This window comes from Candidatus Zymogenaceae bacterium, assembly GCA_016931225.1.
Classification (GTDB): Bacteria; Desulfobacterota; Zymogenia; order Zymogenales; family Zymogenaceae; genus JAFGFE01.
This window is the reverse complement of the sequence record JAFGFE010000027.1, coordinates 68,234-88,454: the sequence shown is the minus strand read 5'-3', so window position 1 is coordinate 88,454 and position 20,221 is coordinate 68,234. Positions and strand designations below refer to the sequence as shown.

19 protein-coding genes are annotated in these 20,221 nt (G+C 54.3%); 8 read left to right on the top strand and 11 right to left on the bottom strand.

Features of this window, described 5'->3' with window-relative positions; genetic code table 11:
- Positions 1 to 338: 338 nt before the first annotated feature.
- Positions 339 to 1,661 carry an amidohydrolase family protein gene (locus JW885_11865; protein MBN1882863.1) on the bottom strand — a complete coding sequence of 441 codons (1,323 nt, stop codon included), beginning with the start codon at positions 1,659 to 1,661 and terminating at the stop codon, positions 339 to 341.
- A gap of 323 nt (positions 1,662 to 1,984) precedes the next feature.
- The gene (locus tag JW885_11860) at positions 1,985 to 3,841 is read right to left on the bottom strand and encodes an acyl-CoA dehydrogenase (GenBank protein ID MBN1882862.1); all 1,857 of its coding nucleotides are present in this window, start codon (positions 3,839 to 3,841) and stop codon (positions 1,985 to 1,987) included.
- Between the two features lie 408 nt (positions 3,842 to 4,249).
- Between JW885_11860 and pyrE the strand changes: the two genes are divergently transcribed.
- The 4 genes from pyrE (at position 4,250) to JW885_11840 (ending at position 8,567) form a co-directional block, all read left to right on the top strand.
- Positions 4,250 to 4,912, top strand: coding sequence for an orotate phosphoribosyltransferase (gene pyrE / locus JW885_11855; protein MBN1882861.1), 663 nt, complete (start codon positions 4,250 to 4,252; stop codon positions 4,910 to 4,912).
- Between the two features lie 69 nt (positions 4,913 to 4,981).
- A complete protein-coding gene (locus JW885_11850; GenBank protein ID MBN1882860.1) occupies positions 4,982 to 6,307 on the top strand; it encodes an alpha/beta fold hydrolase in 1,326 nt (441 codons plus the stop codon).
- A gap of 53 nt (positions 6,308 to 6,360) precedes the next feature.
- Entirely contained in the window at positions 6,361 to 7,650 is a 1,290-nt protein-coding gene (locus JW885_11845; protein MBN1882859.1) for a 2-hydroxyacyl-CoA dehydratase, read from the top strand.
- A gap of 182 nt (positions 7,651 to 7,832) precedes the next feature.
- Positions 7,833 to 8,567, top strand: a complete 735-nt coding sequence (locus tag JW885_11840) for a hypothetical protein (GenBank protein ID MBN1882858.1) — start codon at positions 7,833 to 7,835, stop codon at positions 8,565 to 8,567.
- A gap of 118 nt (positions 8,568 to 8,685) precedes the next feature.
- Here the strand turns inward: JW885_11840 and JW885_11835 are convergent, their stop codons facing one another.
- Positions 8,686 to 9,303, bottom strand: a complete 618-nt coding sequence (locus JW885_11835; protein MBN1882857.1) for a hypothetical protein — start codon at positions 9,301 to 9,303, stop codon at positions 8,686 to 8,688.
- Positions 9,304 to 9,520: 217 nt separating this feature from the next.
- The gene (locus tag JW885_11830) at positions 9,521 to 9,931 is read right to left on the bottom strand and encodes a hypothetical protein (GenBank protein ID MBN1882856.1); all 411 of its coding nucleotides are present in this window, start codon (positions 9,929 to 9,931) and stop codon (positions 9,521 to 9,523) included.
- Between the two features lie 301 nt (positions 9,932 to 10,232).
- Here JW885_11830 and JW885_11825 point away from each other — a divergent pair, with 301 nt between their 5' ends.
- Complete coding sequence (locus tag JW885_11825; protein MBN1882855.1) at positions 10,233 to 10,799, top strand: methyltransferase domain-containing protein; 567 nt, start codon at positions 10,233 to 10,235, stop codon at positions 10,797 to 10,799.
- A 144-nt stretch (positions 10,800 to 10,943) separates the two neighbouring features.
- On the opposite strand, the gene JW885_11820 is transcribed toward JW885_11825, so the two are convergent.
- The 7 genes from JW885_11820 to JW885_11790 form a co-directional block, all read right to left on the bottom strand.
- Entirely contained in the window at positions 10,944 to 11,282 is a 339-nt protein-coding gene (locus tag JW885_11820) for a hypothetical protein (protein ID MBN1882854.1), read from the bottom strand.
- A gap of 11 nt (positions 11,283 to 11,293) precedes the next feature.
- Positions 11,294 to 11,821, bottom strand: coding sequence for a hypothetical protein (locus JW885_11815; protein ID MBN1882853.1), 528 nt, complete (start codon positions 11,819 to 11,821; stop codon positions 11,294 to 11,296).
- 456 nt (positions 11,822 to 12,277) lie between these two features.
- Positions 12,278 to 12,784 carry a hypothetical protein gene (locus tag JW885_11810; GenBank protein ID MBN1882852.1) on the bottom strand — a complete coding sequence of 169 codons (507 nt, stop codon included), beginning with the start codon at positions 12,782 to 12,784 and terminating at the stop codon, positions 12,278 to 12,280.
- Positions 12,784 to 13,134: a hypothetical protein gene (locus JW885_11805; protein MBN1882851.1), complete on the bottom strand. Its 351-nt coding sequence runs from the start codon at positions 13,132 to 13,134 to the stop codon at positions 12,784 to 12,786. Before JW885_11805 ends, JW885_11810 begins: the two co-directional genes overlap by 1 nt.
- Before the next feature lie 150 nt (positions 13,135 to 13,284).
- The gene (locus JW885_11800; GenBank protein MBN1882850.1) at positions 13,285 to 13,671 is read right to left on the bottom strand and encodes a hypothetical protein; all 387 of its coding nucleotides are present in this window, start codon (positions 13,669 to 13,671) and stop codon (positions 13,285 to 13,287) included.
- A gap of 50 nt (positions 13,672 to 13,721) precedes the next feature.
- Complete coding sequence (locus JW885_11795; GenBank protein MBN1882849.1) at positions 13,722 to 14,099, bottom strand: hypothetical protein; 378 nt, start codon at positions 14,097 to 14,099, stop codon at positions 13,722 to 13,724.
- Positions 14,100 to 14,181: 82 nt separating this feature from the next.
- On the bottom strand, positions 14,182 to 14,754 hold the full coding sequence (locus JW885_11790) for a hypothetical protein (protein MBN1882848.1): 573 nt from the start codon (positions 14,752 to 14,754) through the stop codon (positions 14,182 to 14,184).
- Between the two features lie 317 nt (positions 14,755 to 15,071).
- Here JW885_11790 and JW885_11785 point away from each other — a divergent pair, with 317 nt between their 5' ends.
- The 3 genes from JW885_11785 to JW885_11775 all read left to right on the top strand — a co-directional run bounded on the left by JW885_11785 (position 15,072) and on the right by JW885_11775 (position 20,150).
- Positions 15,072 to 17,693, top strand: coding sequence for a PAS domain S-box protein (locus tag JW885_11785; protein ID MBN1882847.1), 2,622 nt, complete (start codon positions 15,072 to 15,074; stop codon positions 17,691 to 17,693).
- A 181-nt stretch (positions 17,694 to 17,874) separates the two neighbouring features.
- A complete protein-coding gene (locus JW885_11780) occupies positions 17,875 to 19,506 on the top strand; it encodes a response regulator (GenBank protein ID MBN1882846.1) in 1,632 nt (543 codons plus the stop codon).
- A 17-nt stretch (positions 19,507 to 19,523) separates the two neighbouring features.
- Positions 19,524 to 20,150 (top strand): response regulator, encoded by a 627-nt coding sequence (locus JW885_11775; protein ID MBN1882845.1) that lies wholly within the window; start codon positions 19,524 to 19,526, stop codon positions 20,148 to 20,150.
- Positions 20,151 to 20,221: the final 71 nt, after the last annotated feature.

Genomic DNA, 20,221 nt, shown 5'->3' with positions numbered 1-20,221 from the left:
TGGGTTAATCCATCTTAACAGGAAGACCGTGACTCGTCTTCTTCTAACTCGTCACCTGTCAACGCTTTTAGTGACTAGGGCATATAAACTTCTAATCATTTTTTTCATGATCTCTGTTCGAATGATATCAATATAAACAATTAGTATTATAAGTCATTTTTCGTATCAAAGTAAAGGAGCATCATTATCTAGCTATAGTAGTATAACCAACTCCAACTATATAAAAAAGGGGAAGGACCCTCCGGCCCTCCCCTTTTCATTTCGCTGTGTCGGCTTCTATTTCTTATCGCCCCTCCCCGACGATTTCCAACAAGCCGTCTTCCCCGCTCCTGAGCTGCTCAATCCTGGCCCAACGGCGGAGCTATTATATCTCCAAAAAACTTCATTGGGTTCTCATGCATCAAAAGTTTCAACTCCTCTTTTGAAAAAATCTCTTCAAAGTTGGCGAAATATGACGCCATCGTCACCTGATCCGTCAAGTACATTACGTCAAAATCGGTGCCGAACATAAGCTGCGATTCCAGTATGGGATTATCGTCCCAGAGCTTCCGTATCGCTTTTAAATTTTCTATATCCGTATAACAGGACAAATCGGAATACACCGTACCATATGTATTCATCAGGTTGATAATCTCATGCGCCCACTCATATGATGGATCCGCACTGCCGAGATGGGCGAAATTGATATTGAGGTCCGGATAGTTCTGGAGAATAGGCTCGAAGTGGGCGGGATTTCCAAAGTCGGCATGTTTCCATTCGGTACCCGGAGGAAAGCCGCTTTTGCCGCAATGGAATGTGATGGGAATTTGTTGGCGGTTACAATAGTCATACAATGTATCCATCGAAAGAGATTGCGGATGATAGCCCATGCGCGGGTACAGCTTCACCCCGTAAAACGGGCCGTCGGTGCCGATATACCCCCCACCGATAATTTCATCGAGTATGCCCGGCCTGCGCGGATCGATCGCGATAAAGGGATATAACTCGCCTTTTCTGCTTTCTACCAATTTTACAAGGTTGTCCAAATGAAAACAATAGCCCTCCGTGTGATAATACTCCTCGGCCGTACCCTCGGCCCTCAATTCATCAGCTTCAAGCGTTAACGCCCTTCCAACCTCTCTTTCCGCGTCTATCGCTTCAAGGAAATGATTAACTCCTTTGCTTCTCGCCAATTCATCACCAGAATCGGTCGATCTTATATGTTCCTCTATCTGTTTTTTTAAATCGTCAAGGATATCATCCCACGCCTTTTGAAACTCAGCTTCCTTGATACTTCTTAGCGGCGCCCTTCCCGCCCGTGTAGCCTCCTGTTCTTTCTCCAATGGATACGCGAGCATGTAAAAGATATCCATCATCAACGGCACCACGCGCCATGTGGAACCGGGCATTGCCTTTGAATATTCCTCCAGAAGAAAATCAAGGTTTTCTTCCTCCGAACCAAACGACGCTGATATTAACTCGAAGAATTGTCTCAAGAATTGTTTCAGGGAATCTCCAATGCCCGCTCGATCAGGCGCGGTCAGTCGTATCTCATCGCTCACGTCAGGCGGATGCCACGGATACGTTCCCATCATCATGTCGCGAAGCATATTTTTTGCTTCCTTCAACGCATACCTGAGGGTGAAAATATGGCAGTGTATATCAAAAGAGAGATTATTCATGATATACCCCCCGAGAAAACATTATTTGTTTATAGAGAACTACATATTATCTAACTTGTAAGACTTTATCTTTTGATTGTCAAGAAAAAAGTTTTACAAACTTTGATGTTAACATTGTTTATCGCATAATTTTTTCTGGCATATTCTTCAAACACAACGGTTTGTTGAATACAAGGAGAAATCGCTATGAAAAAGTTACGACCTTTCCTGACAGTCCGGTTCAAAAAACAAGTCGGTTTTTTTCATAATAAGGCAGCTTTCGTAAATAAAAAAGGGGAGAGCCTTTTGGCTCTCCCCTTTTTTTTTGCTGTGTCGGCTTTGATTTAGAACGCCATGCTCTCCTCGGCGATCTCCAGGTAGCCGTCTTCTTCGCTCTTGAGCTGCTCGAGCTTGCCGAAGGTGCGGGGCAGGAGGTTACCCAGGTAATACTGAGCGGTCTTGACCTTGCCGTCGTAGTAGGCGATCTCGGCGTTGTCGGCCACTTTGGCCTTCAGGTCGTCGCCGGTGGCGCCGCCGGAGAGCTCCTCGAGCTTCGGCTGGGCGATGGTGGCCTGCCACAGAAGCTGCCATCCCATCACCAGATCACCCATGACCTCCATCAGCGGCACGCAGTTGCCGAAGATCAGGCCCATCTTGCCCTTGCCCATCAGCTCCTGCTGGAAGGCGAAGCCCTCCTCCAGACCCTTCATGACCTTCTCCACGTTGGCCACGTATCCCTTGAGGGCGGCGTTCTTCTTCGCCGCGGCCAGGGTCTTTGCAACCTCTTCCTTGAAGTAGCCGAACATCACCATGCCGTTCAGCAGGGTCTTTCGGAAGGTGAAGTCCATGGCCTGAATGCCGTTGGTGCCCTCATAGAGGGACGCGATCTTACAATCCCGGGCGAACTGCTCCATCGGGTATTCCTGGATAAAGCCGTAGCCGCCGAGCACCTGGATGCCCTGGCCGGTGATGTCCCACACCATGTCGGTCTGGTATCCCTTGCAAACGGGGATCAGGAGATCCGACAGCCCCTGCCAGCGGGTCTTCTCGTCGCCCTCGGTGGTCTCGATGTTGTCGATGCAGTAGCCCAGGTAAAACTGGAGGCCCCGCATCCCCTCGACATACGCTTTCATGCGCACCAACATCCGTTTTACGTCCGGGTGCTGGATGATGGGCACGCTCGGGGCATCCTTCTCCTGCATCTTTGTGTAGTGGCCGCCCTGAACCCGCTCCTTGGCGTAGTCCACCGCGTGGAGATAGGAGGCGGAGCTGGAAGCCAGTCCCTGAAGTCCCACGAACATCCGCTCTTCGTTCATCATGGTAAACATGATGCGCATCCCCTTGCAGCGATCGCCCAGGAGGTAGCCCACGCATTTCCCCTCGTCGCCGAAGTTCAGCGTGGTGGTGGGGGAGCCGTGGATGCCCATTTTGTGCTCGATGCCGCCGCAGACTACGTCGTTGCTTTCGCCGACGCTGCCGTCGTCGTTGAGGCGAAACTTGGGCACGATGAAAATCGAGATGCCCTTGGTGCCTGGGGGGTCTCCCTCGATGCGGGCGAGCACCATGTGGATGATGTTTTCGGACAGGTCGTGTTCGCCGGAGGTGATGAAGGTCTTTGTGCCGACGATGTTATAGGTGCCATCGTCGTTGGGGGTCGCCTTGGTCTTGAGGGCGCCCACGTCGGAGCCGGCCCACGGCTCGGTCAGGCACATGGTGCCCAGCCACTCTCCCTCGTACATCTTGTAGAGGTAGGTGTTCTTCTGTTCCTCGGTGCCGAAGATCTCCACCATCCGGGCGGAACCGTGGGTCAGGCCCGGGAAGGCGATGAAGCCGAAGTTCGCGCCAACGAACATCTCGGTACAGGCCATGTAGAGTGCATAGGGCAGTCCCTGGCCTCCCACTTCCGGATCCTCGGCCATGGCGATCCAGCCGCCGGCCTTATACGCCTCCAGGGCTTTCTTGAATCCGTCCGGCGTTGTGACCTTTTTAGTTTTTGGGTCATACTGGGCGCCGATTCGGTCGCTGTCTTCGTTGAGGGGCCAGATTTCGTTGACCATCAGTTTTTCCGCCTCATCCAGAACCATGTCGAAGATATCCTTGGAGTGATCGGCGAATTTCGGGCGCTCGCACAGCTTTTCGATATCGAGCTGTTCGTACAGGACGAATCGAGAGTCTCGAAGATCTGAAATTTTGTTGCTCATAAATACCTCTCTTGTGATCTTAAAAAATCACCATATGTTTAATGTGTATATTGAAGTTGCCGGGGCGGAAGCCCCTTCGATAAAACGAGCTGGTTTCGGGGTGCCACCCCGCCTCCTGTCCTTGCCCGCTGTCTGAATGAATCTTCATTCATCAACCGTGTTTTTACCATGAGGACGGATTTAATGTCAAGATAAAAACGAAAGAGATAAAAACCCGTATAGACGGCGCGATTTCAGCATTTCGCCGGAAAATAGATCTTTTCTTCAACTATCGGGTGGGATGCGTGTGCGGGAACTTTCATCGGGACTCCCGGGTGCCCACTTTTTCCCTTTCCGCATGTGATGGGATTTGATACAATCGACACATCTTCAAGTATACGAAACACTATTTTAAAAAACGGCCGAGAAATGAACGAACTGAGCGGGCGTACGATCGAACTCCTGGTGGAAACAGGGGCGCTGCGATTCGGGGATTTCACCCTCAAGAGCGGGAGGAAATCCCCCTATTTCGTCAACATCGGCGACGTGGCCGACGGTGCGGGGTTCTCCTCCCTGGGTGAAATCCTTGCCGAGAAGATCATGTCCGAGCTGTGCGTTGACGACTACGACATCCTCTTCGGCCCGGCGTACAAGGGCATCGTCCTGGCCGCGGCGACGTCCCTTTCCCTCTACAGCCTTTTCGGGGTCAACCTCCCCTTCGCCTACGACAGGAAGGAAAAAAAGGGACACGGCGAGGGCGGTACATTTGTGGGAGCGGGCCTCGACCGCCCCGACTCCCGGGTGCTGCTGCTGGACGACGTCATCACCGACGGCGGCACGAAGATCGAGGCGGTGGCCCGCATCGGGAGGGAAACCACGGCACGGGTCGCCGGGATGCTGGTGGTGGTCGACCGGATGGAAAAAGACGACTCGGGGCTTCTCTTTTCCGCCCGCATCGAAGAGGAGACCGGGGTCCCCGTATATTCCCTGACGACGCTGGCGGACATCGTGGACTACATCGAGGCCCGGGGGCCGGAGCTTTTGGGGGTGGACGAGGGTGTGTTCTCCTCGATGAAGGAGCGTCTCTCCTGACAGGTGAAAGGGATACATAAGGCATTCGGAATACAATTTTTATATATCCGACTACCGGAGCGTACTGATATGATCGATCGATTCTCATTTCTCGAGCACCCTCTCTCCCGCCGTCGATTCGTAAAAACCGCGGGAAAACTCACGCTCATCACTGCTGCCTGCACACAGGCGACTGCCCGCCCCGTCCCCGCCCGGGCCGAGGAGGAAAAAGGCCCCTTCACCCGGGAGATCCGCACCATAACCCAGCCCGTGGACCATGCCCACCCGCACGGCCCCTCCTTCACCCAGTATATTCACCTGCTCATCCCGGACGGCGCCGACGAAAGCTCTCCCTTCTTTTTCATCCTGGGAAACGAGCACGACGTAACATCCGATGAGATGATCAGATACTACAAGGCCTATCAGACGGCCGAGCCGATCATCTTCATCCAGCCGGAGCACCGGGGATACGGCCAGAGCATCACCGAGGGCGACCAGACCATCCCCTCGTATGTCACCATAGATCAGGCCCTGGCCGATTATCACCGGGTCGTCATGGAATTCAGAGGTGAATTCACCGGCCCCTGGATGGCGGTGGGATACAGCTACGGCGGCGGCCTGGTCATCAACTACGCCCACAGTTACCCGGACGATGTCGACGCCATCCTCTCCTCCAGCGGCGTGGTGGACTGGCCCTTCGCCATGGACGTGTACGACCGCCAGGTGCGCCTGAACCTGGGGGACGACATCTACACCCGCGTCGCCGGGCACATCGAGGCGCTGGCGCCCGATGAGCTCTTCGATGACAACTGGGTCCATCGGGAGTTTTTGACCGCGTGGGTCACCGGCATGACCCAGTACGACGAGTACAGCCCTTATGTGGGGCTGTTCGGATTTCTTTCCCGCCTCTCCACGGAACGGTTCTTGAAGGCGCTTCGCGCCCTGGACGATTCCATCGCCGACGGCAAGGCGATGAAATACGCCGTGGCCAACGCAATGACATCCATGCCCTGGGACGTGGCGCACACCGGTGAGTATACCTGGCGGGTGTGGCGCTACCAGCAGGCGATAGAGACCGGCGTGTTCTGGTTATCGTCGGAGGCCGACGGCCCCACCATCTATCCCCGCACGGAGGAGGACTTCATCGCGGAATGCGAGGGGGCCCTGGGCTTCTCTCCCCCCTATGCAAAGGCCGCCCCCTGGTCTCCCCGGGACATGGTGCCGGAGCTGAAAGTGCCGATGGTGTACGTCATCGGCGGGCGGGACCCCTGGAAGGGCATCTGCCTGGAGAGCGATTTCCCCATAAACGAGGGGAGAATCTTTCTCTACAATGACAGGAAGCACTGCCCCGAGCGCAGGGACCCAAAGCTGGGCGGCGAGGTGATCGCGGAGCTTTTGTCCTTCGCCCGGAAGTAAACCGGCGGCCGGTTTGATCGTTTTTTCTGACATATATAATATATATCGAACGTATGAAACCGAGAGCAGTACCGACCATAATAGACAGTCGCGACCGGTCCGACGACGAGGGCCGGGGAGATGACGCCAGCAAGCGGTTCCCCCGCTCACGGGCGAACCTCAAGAAGATCATGGCCGCATACAGCAACGGCCTGATCGAGGGATACCGCAGCGGGAAGTTCGTGGTGTGGATCGCGGCGCTCTTTCCGGTGGAGCTGCTGCACGGGTTCGATCTCGTCATCGCCGTGCCGGAAAACCACGCCGCCATGCTGGCCGCCCGGGGGATGGGGGCGAAAAGGGCCGAGGCCGCCGAGCGCCTGGGCTTTTCGATGGACCTCTGCTCCTACGCCCGGGTGGATTTGGGAAGCCACCTGGAGACGGACATCGGGGGCCTCCCGAGTCCGGACCTCATCATCTCGGACAGCAACAACTGCTCGCTTTTGGTCAAGTGGTTCGACGTCTACCGCCGGGAGCGAAACATCCCCCACTTCGTCGTGGACGTCCCCTTCTGCTACCGACCCCAGCGGGCCGAGGACCGGGCATACATCATCAATCAGTTCAAGGAGCTCATCCGTCTGATCGAGGAGCTCTCCGGCCAGACCTTCGACCCGGACAGCGTCCGCCGGGCCGTCCGCCACACGAACGAGGCCAATGCCCACTGGCATCGGTTTCTGTCGCTCGGCCGCCTTCGTCCGGCGGGGATCACCGCGTTCGACACCTTCGCCCACATGGCGCCCTTCATCAGCGCCCACCGGGGGACCCCGGTGGTCGCCGATCACTTCCGCATCGCCGCGGACGAGGCCACCCAGCACTATGACGACGGTGTCTTCCCGGTGCCGAGGGAGAAATACCGGCTGTTGTGGGACAACATCGCCCCGTGGCACCAGCTCGGGGCCATGTCACGAAGGCTTACGGAGCTGGGGGCGGCGGTGGTATACGCCCCCTATACCGGCTGCATCGGCACCCTGGAGGGGAAGGTGGAGCACCTCCCCGCAAACAACGCCGACCCCCTGGACACCCTGGCCCGCTCCCAGAACTTCACCGTCACGTCATACGGCATGGGCCTGCGCCTGGAGGCGTTGGTCGAGGCGGTCAACAAGTATCAGATAGACGGGGTGATTTTTTCCAGCAACCGCTCGTGCAAGGTCTATTCCGTCATGCAGATGGATACGGCCAGAAAGCTCAAGGAAAAGACCGGCGTCAGCACGGTCTTCGTGGACGTGGACCACGCCGACCCCCGGAAATACAGCGAGGAGGGCGTCTTCGTCCGCATCGAGGCGCTGCTGGAGGAGATCGAGGGGTAGGAAGATCACCCTTCCCAGGTCGTCATTCAATCGGAAAAGCCACGCACCTTCCGTATCGTGTATCCTCCCGGGTCCGCCGGATCAGAAAACTATACACGGACAGACTGCACGGAACATGGTATATTTCTATGGATGAGTGTAGAATTGCCATATATAATATAGAGTTAATATGGAGGCGTTATATGAATCGGTACTTCTTTGTGGGTTTCGTGCTTGCAGTGTTGCTTCTTCCCGTCATGCCGGCCATGGCACAGGATTCATCGCTGACAGAGGATGCAATCCGCGAGGCCTTCGCCTTATGGGAGGACGAAACGGGGGAGTTTACCGTCATCGATCCGAACGAGATAACGTGGGAGATCGGCTCCTTCACACAGGCCGATGCGGTCGAGGCGGTTGTCTCGTTCATTGACAACGGCCAGGCGCACGTGGCCCTTCCGGGAGAGCTGTGGCTTCTGGAAAAAAACGGAGTCTTTACACCGCTGTTGATGATCAATCAATCCGATGAAATCACCTTCCAGGCTATCGACGTCAACAATGATGGGATAGATGAGGTCCTCTACCGGGCGACGCGCAGCATCACGGGGGGTCTCCGCTTTACCAACCAGAGCCTGGTCAGTCTTCTGGATGGTGAGGTGCGGGTTCTCTATACTGCCGACGGCAGCGATTACTGGTTTTATAATGAGATGATGTACTCAGAGGACGAGCCGATGATCGACCACGAGATCACGCTTGAGGACATCGACGACGACGGCATCCTTGAGCTTATGGACACCGAGTTGGTCGGCGAGTTCGTGCCCACCGATACCGGTGAAGAGGACTACGAGCTTCGATACACTCCCGAAAAGACCACCGTCTACCGCTTCATCATCGACGAGGGGAACACTATCGTCTGCATTGAGGAGATTCCGGGGCAATAGATACAAACGGCCAACGGCCGCTGGGCGACAAAAGACACATCTCATCGCACCGGGGATCGGGTCAACGGCGGGCTCTCACACGTATAGTGTGTTGGATGCCTTCGTCCGTATTGAGGCGCTATTGGAGGAGATTTAGAGGAAGGAGTTTTTTCTTCAAGAACACATATACATACTTAATCCCTATCAAGTCCTCATACTTGTAGGACTTTGTGTATTCTGGAAATAACCCTACCAATCCTTTCTTCTTTAAAGCCTTTTTTTCAAGCAAGGCTTCAGCCAACCTTTGTACTTTTCCCCATTGGTTATTAACTATCTGCCCTGCTTCTTTTCTTAGTTGGGAAAGAAAATCATCTAGATCGGAAATATCATCGCCTATCTTTAATAGATATAGCTCAATATAATACACTATTAATTGAAAATCGGTATTAACTCCCCAATCGCAACTCTTGATATTATTGACAACAGATATATCGAGGTTGGAATACGGCTCGGAACCCGCATAAAGAGCTATAATATTCTTCTTTATAAAATCCTTGCCAGCATCAATCCCTTCCAATTGAAAAAGCCTATCAATACATTTTCCGGCGTCAATAGAACGACAGAAAGGTTTTTTCTTGGCTTTTTCTAATATCGATATTTCGAAAACAGGCAGCCCTTGTTCAAGGTATGCAATGGCATGTCCCGCTTCGTGATATGCAATTTCAACTTCATTGTTTTGATTACTCGAATCTTCCAACTGTTTACCTTTAATAGTTTAATAGATATTGCGTTTTCTACCTCCCCTTCCCTCTTAATTCCTATGAACCCTTTCGTACCAGTGTCTCCCTGGCACCGTTTCACCGGCGACGGGAAAGACGTCCACCCGGTTCTCACGGTAATACATCTTGAGGACCTCCCGGCCAGCCCCACGCCACTGATGCCGGACATCTCCCGGAAAGTCTTTTTTCAACTCCCTACATATCCAGCCACTTTTCCGCTTCCACAGGATCGGTAAACTGGATCATCTTCGCGTCATAGTCCGTCTCCTTCATAACATTCCGTGCGGTTTTGCTTACGTCTTTTGTATCCCTTTTGACCACCTGGGCCTGTTTTCGCAATCCCGCTTCTTCGCTGTACATATGCGCCTGGAGGAAAATCTCCATTAACTTCTGCATGACATTATCGGAAGGCATGACGGCCTTGCTCATGTCGAGCAACATCGTAAAACCGGGCTGCAATCGATCAACGCTTTCATTGTTGTGTTTCAGATAATCCTTCGCGGCGGAAACATCCTTCCAGTCCCCGCGCATTACCTGATACAGGCGGTTCCTCTCTGTATCCACTGAAAATTCGTAGTATTTTTCGCTGCAAACGAGATCTTTCATCTTCCTCCCCTGATACAATTATTAATGACCGATAGTAGCACATTTCAGCGATATTATATACCCTTCGAAAAAAAAACGCGATATTGCAGTAACACGGTCTATAACAAGTCATCTATACAAAGGGAATAACGGGGAGTGGCGCAAATCTGTTAGTCTGAGCGGGTGAAGGAATCACTCGACCGTCAAAGCAGGGACATCGACCCGCCCATCGAGGGATAGGACGCGGGCGTCCGGGACGCATACATGAAGCGCTATATATAAATAAAACTATTTTCCACACCACCGAGCGGGAGTACCGACCATGAGAACGAAAGAGAGACCCGAACCGATGCCGTATACCGAGGCCAACCATCTCCTGAACCCCCTCAGGAACCTGCTGCTCTCCCCGAGAAAGATGGTGAAGCGCCTGGGCCTGCGCCCCGATGATACCGTCCTAGAGCTTGGGCCGGGGCCCGGGTTTTACAGCCCGGCCGTCGCCCGATCGATCCCCAAAGGTACCCTGGTTTTGGCGGACGTTCAGCAGGAAATGCTCGACATCGCCCGGGGGCGTCTCGAAAAGGCGGGGATAAAAAACGTCGAATATGAAAAGGCCGATGCGACATCCCTCCCCGCAGAGGATGAGACCTTTGACGTGGTGTTTTTGGCATCGGTGCTGGGGGAGGTGCCGGATCGCGACGCGTGTCTGGGGGAAATCCGCCGGGTCCTGAAGACCGGCGGGCTGTTGTCCATCACGGAGATGAAGCTCGGGGACCCGGATTACATCTCCGTCTCCGAGATGCTGACGCTCCTGAGGGCCGGCGGTTTTGAAGTCCGGGGCCAGTACAGCAGGTTTTTCACCTACACGGTCAACAGCACGAAAATCTCCTGACCGGGGAAAAGGGGAGGGAAGGATAGCGGAGAACAAAGTGGGCGGATAATCCATCGGGACGTCCGGGACACACATCATATCTCAAAAACCCGTCCCGTGGAGGAACACGGCCGGCGGTATGTGAATGATATACGAAAAACGGTATCATCCTCCCGCTATCCCCGGCAGCTCCCCCTCCTTTTGAAGCTTCGCGAACACCTTTCGGACCAGCTTTTCCCGGGCGCCGGTGGCCCCGGCGATGGCGGAGACGTCCACCCGGTTTTCCCGGTGATACATCTTGAGGATCTCCCGCTCGGCCCGTCTCGCCTTCTTGGCGCCCGTCACCCCCCAGAAAATCAGACCCACCCCCGGCGCGACCAGGACGATCACGGCCGCGATCAGGGCGTCGATGTCCTCCTGTGTGGTGCCCGGCTCCATCATAAATCCCATCACGGCAAGGGCGTAGACGCACAAGAGCAATACGCCGATGACAACGCGAATCATATTTCCCCCGCTTACTGGACGCTGTAGAAGAGATTCAGCTCCGAGATGCAGGTGTCCGTGTAGGTGGTGCCCTTGTAGACCTCGGCGATCTCGAAGGTGAGGACGTCACCCTTCGTCACGTAGTAGCTTGTGGGAAAGGTGAAGGTCTGGAGATCCGGGGTGTCGGCGATGACGATGCGCTCCATCAGTATATCGTTGATGTATATCGCCAGGATCCGGACCCGGGAGTTCTCGCTCCAAACTTCAGATGACTTGCAGTAACCGTTGTGTATGGCGAATCCGCTGACGTATGCCCCCGGCCCGTAGTCCACGTCGAGCCGGAACCGGATAAACTCGCCCTGGCCGTAGTTGGGGGTTCCCTCCACCCAGGCGGTGTCGAGGTTGTTATCCAGGACGTTTTTCGCTTCGTAGGTGTTGTCCCCCTGGGGATCCAGCCGGGAGGACGCCGTCACCGTCCATTCGTCACCCGCTGAAAACGCGACTCCCGCACACACCATTATCGCAAGGAACACAATCGCCACCCGTCCCGCGTATTTCATGTTCGTCTCCTTTTGTTATATGTTATTTCACAGAGCATGAGAGTATCTTGTCCAACCGTCGCCACATCCGTTTCGCAGAGGGCGCCCCGGCACCCCCCACTCCCCCGCGTTTCGGCAAAAATCAAACATCAATCGCCGCATCGATCCAACCCGTCTCATCCCACACCATACCTCCTGAGCGAGGGATATCAAGCACTTATTCCCACATTACCCATTACAAGTCACATAATACACGACTTTTCCCCCACACCACCACCCCCGTGCCGAGGGAACACAGCCCCCGGCTCCACACGAAGTCGACCGCATCCCACAGAAGTCCTTGCAACCCAAGGATGACAAGACATCCATCCCACACATCTCGCCCCGGACCACACATTACAAGATGTCAATCCCACAACCCATCCCCGGCCCGAGAAAGACAAGGCATCGGCCTCCCCTCTCCCCCCAACCGGCCTTTTACTTGTTTCTTCTCCGGGTGGCCGGGCGGCTTTTGGTATCCACCTCAATCGCCGCGGAACTCGTCTCCTCCAGACGGTCGTCGTAGTCGCCGGAAAAGTCGCTCTGGGTGATGCGCACGCCCACGCAGTCGGTGATGGTTATGGCCACGCCGGTGCCGTTGAAGGTGATGTATCCTCCCTCTACGCTCACGGAGCCCGTCAACACCAGGTTCTTGATGGTACAGTTCCTGATGCTCACCGCCGTGCACCGGGTCAGGGTGAGGGTATCGATCACGCAGTTTTCGATCAGGATCGTCTGGCACTCCTCCATAGTCAGGTCGTAGAACCCCTTCCCGGCAATGACCGCGTCGATCTTCCCGGTATAGGCGGCGTCCCCCACCAGGTACATCTCCTGCGCACCCGCCGAAAGAGAAACCCCGATCAGTACGCACGCGATCAACACCGGGGCGCCGAATTTCACCGCCGAAGCGGAGATTGCACGCACTGTCCACGCCTTCCGTCTCATTATTCTATCTCCACGTTCAGGGACATGGTTTCCGAGAGCCTCTGGTCGTAGCGGGGGGAAAACCGGCAGTCGGTAATCGAGACCAAGGCGCACCGCTTTGTGGTCACGGCGGTGCCGGAGCCGTTGAAGGCACAACCGGTCACATCCACGTTCATGCACTCCTCAAGCACCAGGTTTTTGATGGAGCAGTTGATGATGTCCACATTCACGCAGCGGGAGATGGTGAGGGTTGCATAGCTTTCGTCGATCAATTCAACGTCCACACCCTCGCTGATAGACATGTCCTTGGGCGGACTGATAAAGGGAATCTTATCGCAGGAAAAAAGAAAAAGACCCGGAATAAGAATCATGAACACTAACATGATCCTGGAATATTTCACCATAATTCGATCCTCTGGATACGGATACGATAAACCAAGGGGACAGCGGGAAAAATCCCCCTCCCCCATAATAAATTACACTGCCCCGCCGAATGCCGGCGGTATCCACCGGATGTATTGCTATCGCACGAACTCCACATCCACCGACTTGATCTGGTCCAGCAGCACATCGTAGGTCCCCTCGGTGAAGGAGATGTTGAAGATATCGACCGAGACGCTCTTCTCCACGGTGATGGCCGTGCCGGTGCCGGAAAAGCGGCAGTTCTCCACGCTCACGCCGACGCACTCGATGAGGATGAGGTGCGCAAGATCGCAGTCCTCGATGGTCGCATCGGTGCACCGGATGAGGGTGAGGGTCCCAAACTCCCGGGCCACCAGCTCCAGGCCCAGCTTTCCCTTCACCTCGGCGGTTTCCATGTACCCCAGGGGATATATGGTCCGGGAACAGCCCCACGCCGCCCCCAGCATACACACCAGCAGAATCGCGACAATCCGTACGGTTTTCATATCGTCACCCGTCGTTGGAAACAAAGGCGTCCGTCCACTTTAACGGCGGCCTACTTGACGTCGATGTCGAACGAGTCCTTCTTATCGACCCATTCCGTGTAGTTCGGGGAGAACTCACAGCCGTAGATTTCCACGCTGAAGGTGGAATGTGCGGAAACGGCGATGCCGAAGCCGTCGAAGACGCAGCCGTAGATGTCCACGTTCGTGCACTCGTCAAGGATCAGGTTTCCCAGGGTGCAGTCGTGGATATCAACGTTGTGGCAGTGAATCAGGGTCAGGCGGTCGTAATCCCTTCCCGCCAGCTCCAGGTTGAACGACTCCCGGATGATCGTCTCCCCGGTCTCCGCCTCCAGGGTCACGCCGTAACAGGCGCCCAAAAATACGCCCAGAAGACTGATCACTATTATATAAATTGCGCGTCTGGTCATGGCATCCTCCCACGCATCCGCCGCCGAATACCTCCCTCTATAAGAGGCGGTCGAATTATTGTACGGTATCGGGAAGAGCGGGTCAAGATGTTTGCGGCTCAGGCTTCTTCCCCGCAACGAGCCGGGCCAGCACCGCCGCGGGCCAGGTGAGCATTGCCAGAAGGAGCAGGGAGAATTTTATCGTCGCCGCAATTCCCGCCACAACGGGCGCCCATGCCGGTATCGCGTCCGGGGAGGCGACCACCGACAGCAGCCCCACGTTTTCCACCGCGTCGAAAATCGCCGCCGCCAGGGGAAACAGCGCCGCCCTTCTTGTCCATACCCCCATACGTCCTCCCGCAATCAGGGCGAAGAGCCGGGTGAGGGCGAAAAACAACAGGGCGTAGGCGGGCATGAAGGGGTAATCCACGATGAGGCTCTTTTTCGCCAGGGGCACGAGATCATCACCCCAGACACGGACAATCTCGCCCGCCTTCTCCGGCGTGTAGGCCAGCTCGAAGGCGACAATGCCGTAGTGGGGCTCCGGCTCCATGAGAGCCTCGTCCAGCCCCCGCATGGTAAAAAACGGCCACGCCGCACAGGCCACGGAAAGCACCAGGAGAACACAGAGCCACCCCGCCGAAAGACCCGATTGTTTTTTTTCATTTTTCTTCATGATATGAAACCTCGATAAGATAATAATATCAATGAATCACCATTCATGCGGCCATGATATACGGCCGGTCGTCTTTTGTCAACGCTCCCGATTCTCCCTCTTGAAAGTTCCTGCGCTGTACCACCTCATCAGCCGGCACGGATACATATCACTATTAAAATTTTTTCACACGCCCCTTTCAAAAAATGTGATAATATATATAGAGATATATCATACACCCTGCGAAATCTTTCGGAACCATACCACATTCACAGCCCACGGTGTAACGGAGCGTTTTTTACGCAAACCGTCACTCACTTTCGATCGGAACCAACGTCATGCTTACTCCGCCCTTCTCAGTTCTTCTTATCGAAAATGATCCCGATCAGGCCCATCGTATCGAAACCATCATATCGGACACGATGGGAGAGAATGCATCCCTCTTTCGGTGCAACACCCCGCAACAGGGCCTTGAGTTTCTCGAGGACGGCGAATGCGATGTGGTGCTCCTTTCTCTCTCTCCCCCCGACAGTACAGGCGTTGAAACCTTCCGGGAGTTTTTGAAAAAGAGCCCCGATGTACCGGTGCTTGTCCTCACATCCATCGACGATGAAGACATCGCCCTCTCCACCGTCGCATTTGGGGCGTACGACTGTCTTTTAAAGAACAATCTCACCCCCGACATTCTGAAGCGTTCCATACGGTACGCGGTAAAACTTCACAGCATCGAAAAGAGTTTCAGACAATCCGAACAGACCATGCGGTCGCAATTTCTGGGTTTCCCCCTGCCCGTAACAACCTGGCGAAAAGGAGACGATGACTTCTATCTGATGGACTACAATCGCGCCGCCGAAGAAGCGAGCAACGGAAACATCGCAGAAGACGGCGGCACGGCGCTTTCACTGGTTTATCAGGAGAACCCGGAAATCATCGAAGCCGTCAAACGATGTTTTTCCTCTCGGGAGGGCGTCTCTCTGAAAGGAGAGTACCGATTCAATGCAGGCGGCAAAAAGCAGCGCTTGGATATGCGCTTTTCCTTCATCCCACCCGACAGCGTCCAGATATCTGCTATTGATATCACCGGAGAATGGCAGGCCCGGAAGGCCGTTGAAGAATCGGAACACCGCTATCGCACACTGGTGGAATCCGCCGACGACGGCATCATCGTCGTCCAGGACGGGCGGATCGTGTTTTGCAATACCAGCTTCCTGAATTTTCTGGGAAAATCCGCCGAGGAGGTCGTCAATACATCATTCTTATCCTTCATTCACCCTGATGATGTGGACATGATCGTCGATCGATACCGGAGTCGACTTGAGGGCAACGATGAGCCCGCCCGATATACGTTCCGGGGAATTTCCGGAGACGGCCGCATCGCCACGGTGGAGGTGCGTGTGACGGTTACCACGTGGGGGGGCAATCAGCAATCCCTCCTCTGCTTTATCAGGGATATCAGCAACCGCATGGCCCAACAGGATGAACTGACCGCGCTGATGAAGGCCGTGGAAAGCTCCCGGATGGGAGTGACGATCACGGATCTTTCGGGCGTCATCATCTATACCAATCCCGCGGACGCCGCCATGCACGGCTGGAATCGCCGCGAGCTGCTTGGCAAGGAGTCCCGCATATTCGGCGCCAGGGAATCATGGCATAAGATGGACCTCGACTATATCAGGACCATGAAGGGAAAAATCCGGGAGACCGTTAACGTCAGAAAGGACGGATCGCACTTTCATGTCAGGCTCAACTCCGACATTGTAAAAAACGACCGGGGAGAACCGATGTTTGTCGTCTGCACCTGCGAGGACATCACGGAACGGAAAATACATGAAGAAGAGATGCGAAATTCCCGGGAGAACCTGGAGCGGCTCATCCAGGAGCGTACCCTTGAGCTTGTCAGTGCAAACCGGCACCTTGAAAGTGAGATCAGAGACCGTATTCATACCGAGCGCGCCCTGAGGCAGTCCCAGCATTCGTACCGTCATCTGGTGGACAATGTTCAGGACATGATATTTATCCTCAGTATGGACGGCACCATCAGGTTCGTCAACAGGGCGGTCACCCGTGAGACCGGATATGTCGAGGATGAAATCCTTCACAAAAACATTACCCGGTTTATCCCTCCCGATGCCCGTGAGGGCGCCGGGGATTTCAAAAAGTCCGTCGACGCCATATTCACAGACAGAACCGTCACCGGCCCGCTGGAAATGGAGATTATAGACAAAAGCGGCTCACCCCAGACACTGGAAATTCAGGCGAAGATCTCCGTCACCGACGATGGAAGTCCATCGATCCTGGGAGTCGCCCGGGTCATCACCCAGAGAAAACAGGCGGAGAAGGCCCTCCGAGCCAGTGAACTGCGCCTTCGTAAAATGACGGACGTCATTCCCGATGTTTTCTGGCGATTCACCGACCTCGAGGGAAATATCACCTCCCTGACGTCGTCCTTTGAGCAGATATCCGGCATCACTCCGGAGATCCACTTACAGCAGCCCGACCTGTGGGAACACATGATCCATCCCGGGGATATGAAGGCGTTCGAGAAGTCCCCGTCCGGCCCACCCGGCACGAGGATGGAGCGGGAATATCGAATCATACGTCCCGACGGTGAATCCCGCTGGATTTCGGAGAAATCGTTTCCCATCATCGACGATGACGGAAATATGACCGAGATGGTAGAGGTGATTACCGATATCACGGAACAAACAATGGCTCGAAAAACAAGGGAAACCCTTATCTCCGAATTGAAAGAGGCCTTCAAGAGGGTTAATACCCTCTCAGGCCTCATCCCCATCTGCTCCGTATGCAAAAAGATCAGAGACGACGCGGGCTACTGGAACAAACTGGAGGAATACATCTCGAGTCATTCCGACGCCCATTTCACCCATGGTATTTGTCCCGAGTGCTCCGATAAGCTGTATCCCGACGTAACTTCCACAGAGTCGCGCAAGCCCAAATAGCAACCCGCCGACGAACATGAGTATTCCGCACATTCCCAGCCACTCGATCGACCCTCCCGGCACATTTGCAGTTTACATCCCTGACTAAACTTGATAAAATGTTTTGTATTATCAATTTTAGCAATTCGATATATCGCCGACATATGAAAGAATCGAGTATTACATTGCTTTGCATCCGGATATGACAGAATCCAAAAAAAGACCGATTAACGTATTGCTCATCGAGGATGATCGAGGATACGCCCGGCTCATCAGAGAAATGATAGAAGATCGCATGGGCGGATACATCAATTCCGATCATGTTATCTCCCTGGGCGAAGGGTTGGATTACCTCGAGAACAACGACGTGGACGTGGTGCTCCTGGATTTGATCCTTCCCGACAGCGAGGGGCTGGATACGTTTTTACGGGTGAACCAGGCCGCTCCCGACATCTCCATTGTCATCCTGACCTCAATCGAGGATGAACAGGTCGCACTGGAAGCCCTCAAGGCCGGGGTTCAGGATTACCTCTACAAGGGAGAGGTTAATCCGAGCGTCCTCGTCAGGGCAATCCGATACGCGATTGAACGACACCGGACAGAGGAGCGTATCCGTCAATCCGAAGAGCGGCTGAGAACCCAGTTTCAGGCACTGCCCATCCCCACATACATCTGGCAGAAAACCGACAACGATTTTATACTGATCGGCTTCAACGACTCCGCCAAGGAGTTCACCGATGGACGTATATCGGCTCTGGTGGGGAAAAACCTGCAAGAGGTCCACCATGACAATCCCGAGGTGATTCAGGATATACAATACTGTTACAGCAAGAAGAATATCTTTAAAAAGGAGATGCTCTTTCGTTTCTGGAATGTCAAGAAGGTTCGGTATTGCTCCCTCAGTTACGCGTATGTACCTCCCGATTCGGTGATTCTTCATACCGAGGATATCACCGATCAAAAGCTGTCTCAGGAAGAATTGAAAAAGTCTAAAGATGAACTGGAACAACACGTACGGGAGCGAACAGAGGAACTGGTATCGGCCAATGAAAAGATGGCCGAGGAGATCGCCGAGCGAAGAAGGATGGAGGATCTCCTCAAGCGGGAGCGGGAGGCGTTTCATATCCTCGCCGAAGCGTCCATTCATACGAAGGACATTTCAGATTTATGTCAGTGGATATTAACGAGTCTGGTGGTGATGATGGAATTCGACTTCGGCGCGGTACATCTCTACAATGAGGAGACGAACCAACTGAAGGCGATAGCCGTTGTGGGGCTTCATGAAGGCGAGGCGGGTGAAAAAATGCCGGACGTGTCCCTGGATGATACAAGATATATTTCCGCTCACGTGGCCCGTACCAGAGAGACGATATTCGCCTCGGACGTCCGGAATCATGAAGATCTGAAAAACTTTCGCTCCCGGATATTCGAGCTTGCCATGAGCTCCCTGATAACCATGCCGATCACAGATTCCGAGGGCACCCTCATCGGTGTTATCCAGCTTGTGTCCAGAAAACAGAAGAATATCGCAGTGGAGGAGCGGCTGTTTTTTCATATGGCGATGGAGATTTTCACGAATATCTTTTTAAGAAAGCGATCCGACGAACAAAGGGGGGAACTCACCACCGAGCTTGAACACGCTCTTTCAGAGAATCAAACGCTTCGGGAACTCCTTCCGGTCTGCGCCCGGTGCAAACGCGTTCGGGACGATGATGAATACCGGAATAAAATCAACGAATACATCGCCGCCCACACCACCGTGGACCTTGGTTCCGGCATCTGCCCGGACTGTATCGCCGCCGATTATCCAAACGTGACCAAGAAAGCAACCTGATAATAGCCACACTCACAATGCTTACAGAAGAAACACGATCGATCAGGATACTCCTGGTGGAGGACCATCCCATGTACGCCCGGCTCATCGAGGGCATGGTGTGTGGTATCAAGGAGATCCCTCTCATGATAGAAACCGCCTCCTGTCTGGAGGACGGTCTTGAGAGCCTCTCGTCGGGACACTTTGACGCGGTTATCCTGGATTTAATGCTGCCCGACAGCGAGGGAAAAAACACCTTCGAGCGGGTGCAGTCCCACTCGCCCCATGTTCCCATCGTCATCCTCTCCTCCCTCGAGGACGACTCCGAGGCCATCCGCCTCATCAAGGAGGGGGCCCAAGACTACCTATACAAGGCCGACATCTCTCCGGGCATCCTGCTTCGCTCCCTGCGGTACGCTATTGAGCGAAAAGAAGCCGAAATGGAGCGGGATCGACTGATCACGGAACTCTCGGAGGCCCTGAAACAAGTCAGAACCCTCTCAGGGCTGTTGCCCATTTGTTCCAACTGCCGCCGCATTAGGAATGACAAGGGATACTGGGAGCGTCTCGAAGAATATATTAAAGAACACACCGACGCCGATTTCAGCCACGGTATCTGTCCCGAGTGTAGGGCGAAGATTTATCCGGAGTTCAACAAAAAATAACCGTTATCCCGAATTTTGATATCGATCGACTCCTTCACCCGCGGCACCCATTCCGTCGGATATGGGATTGC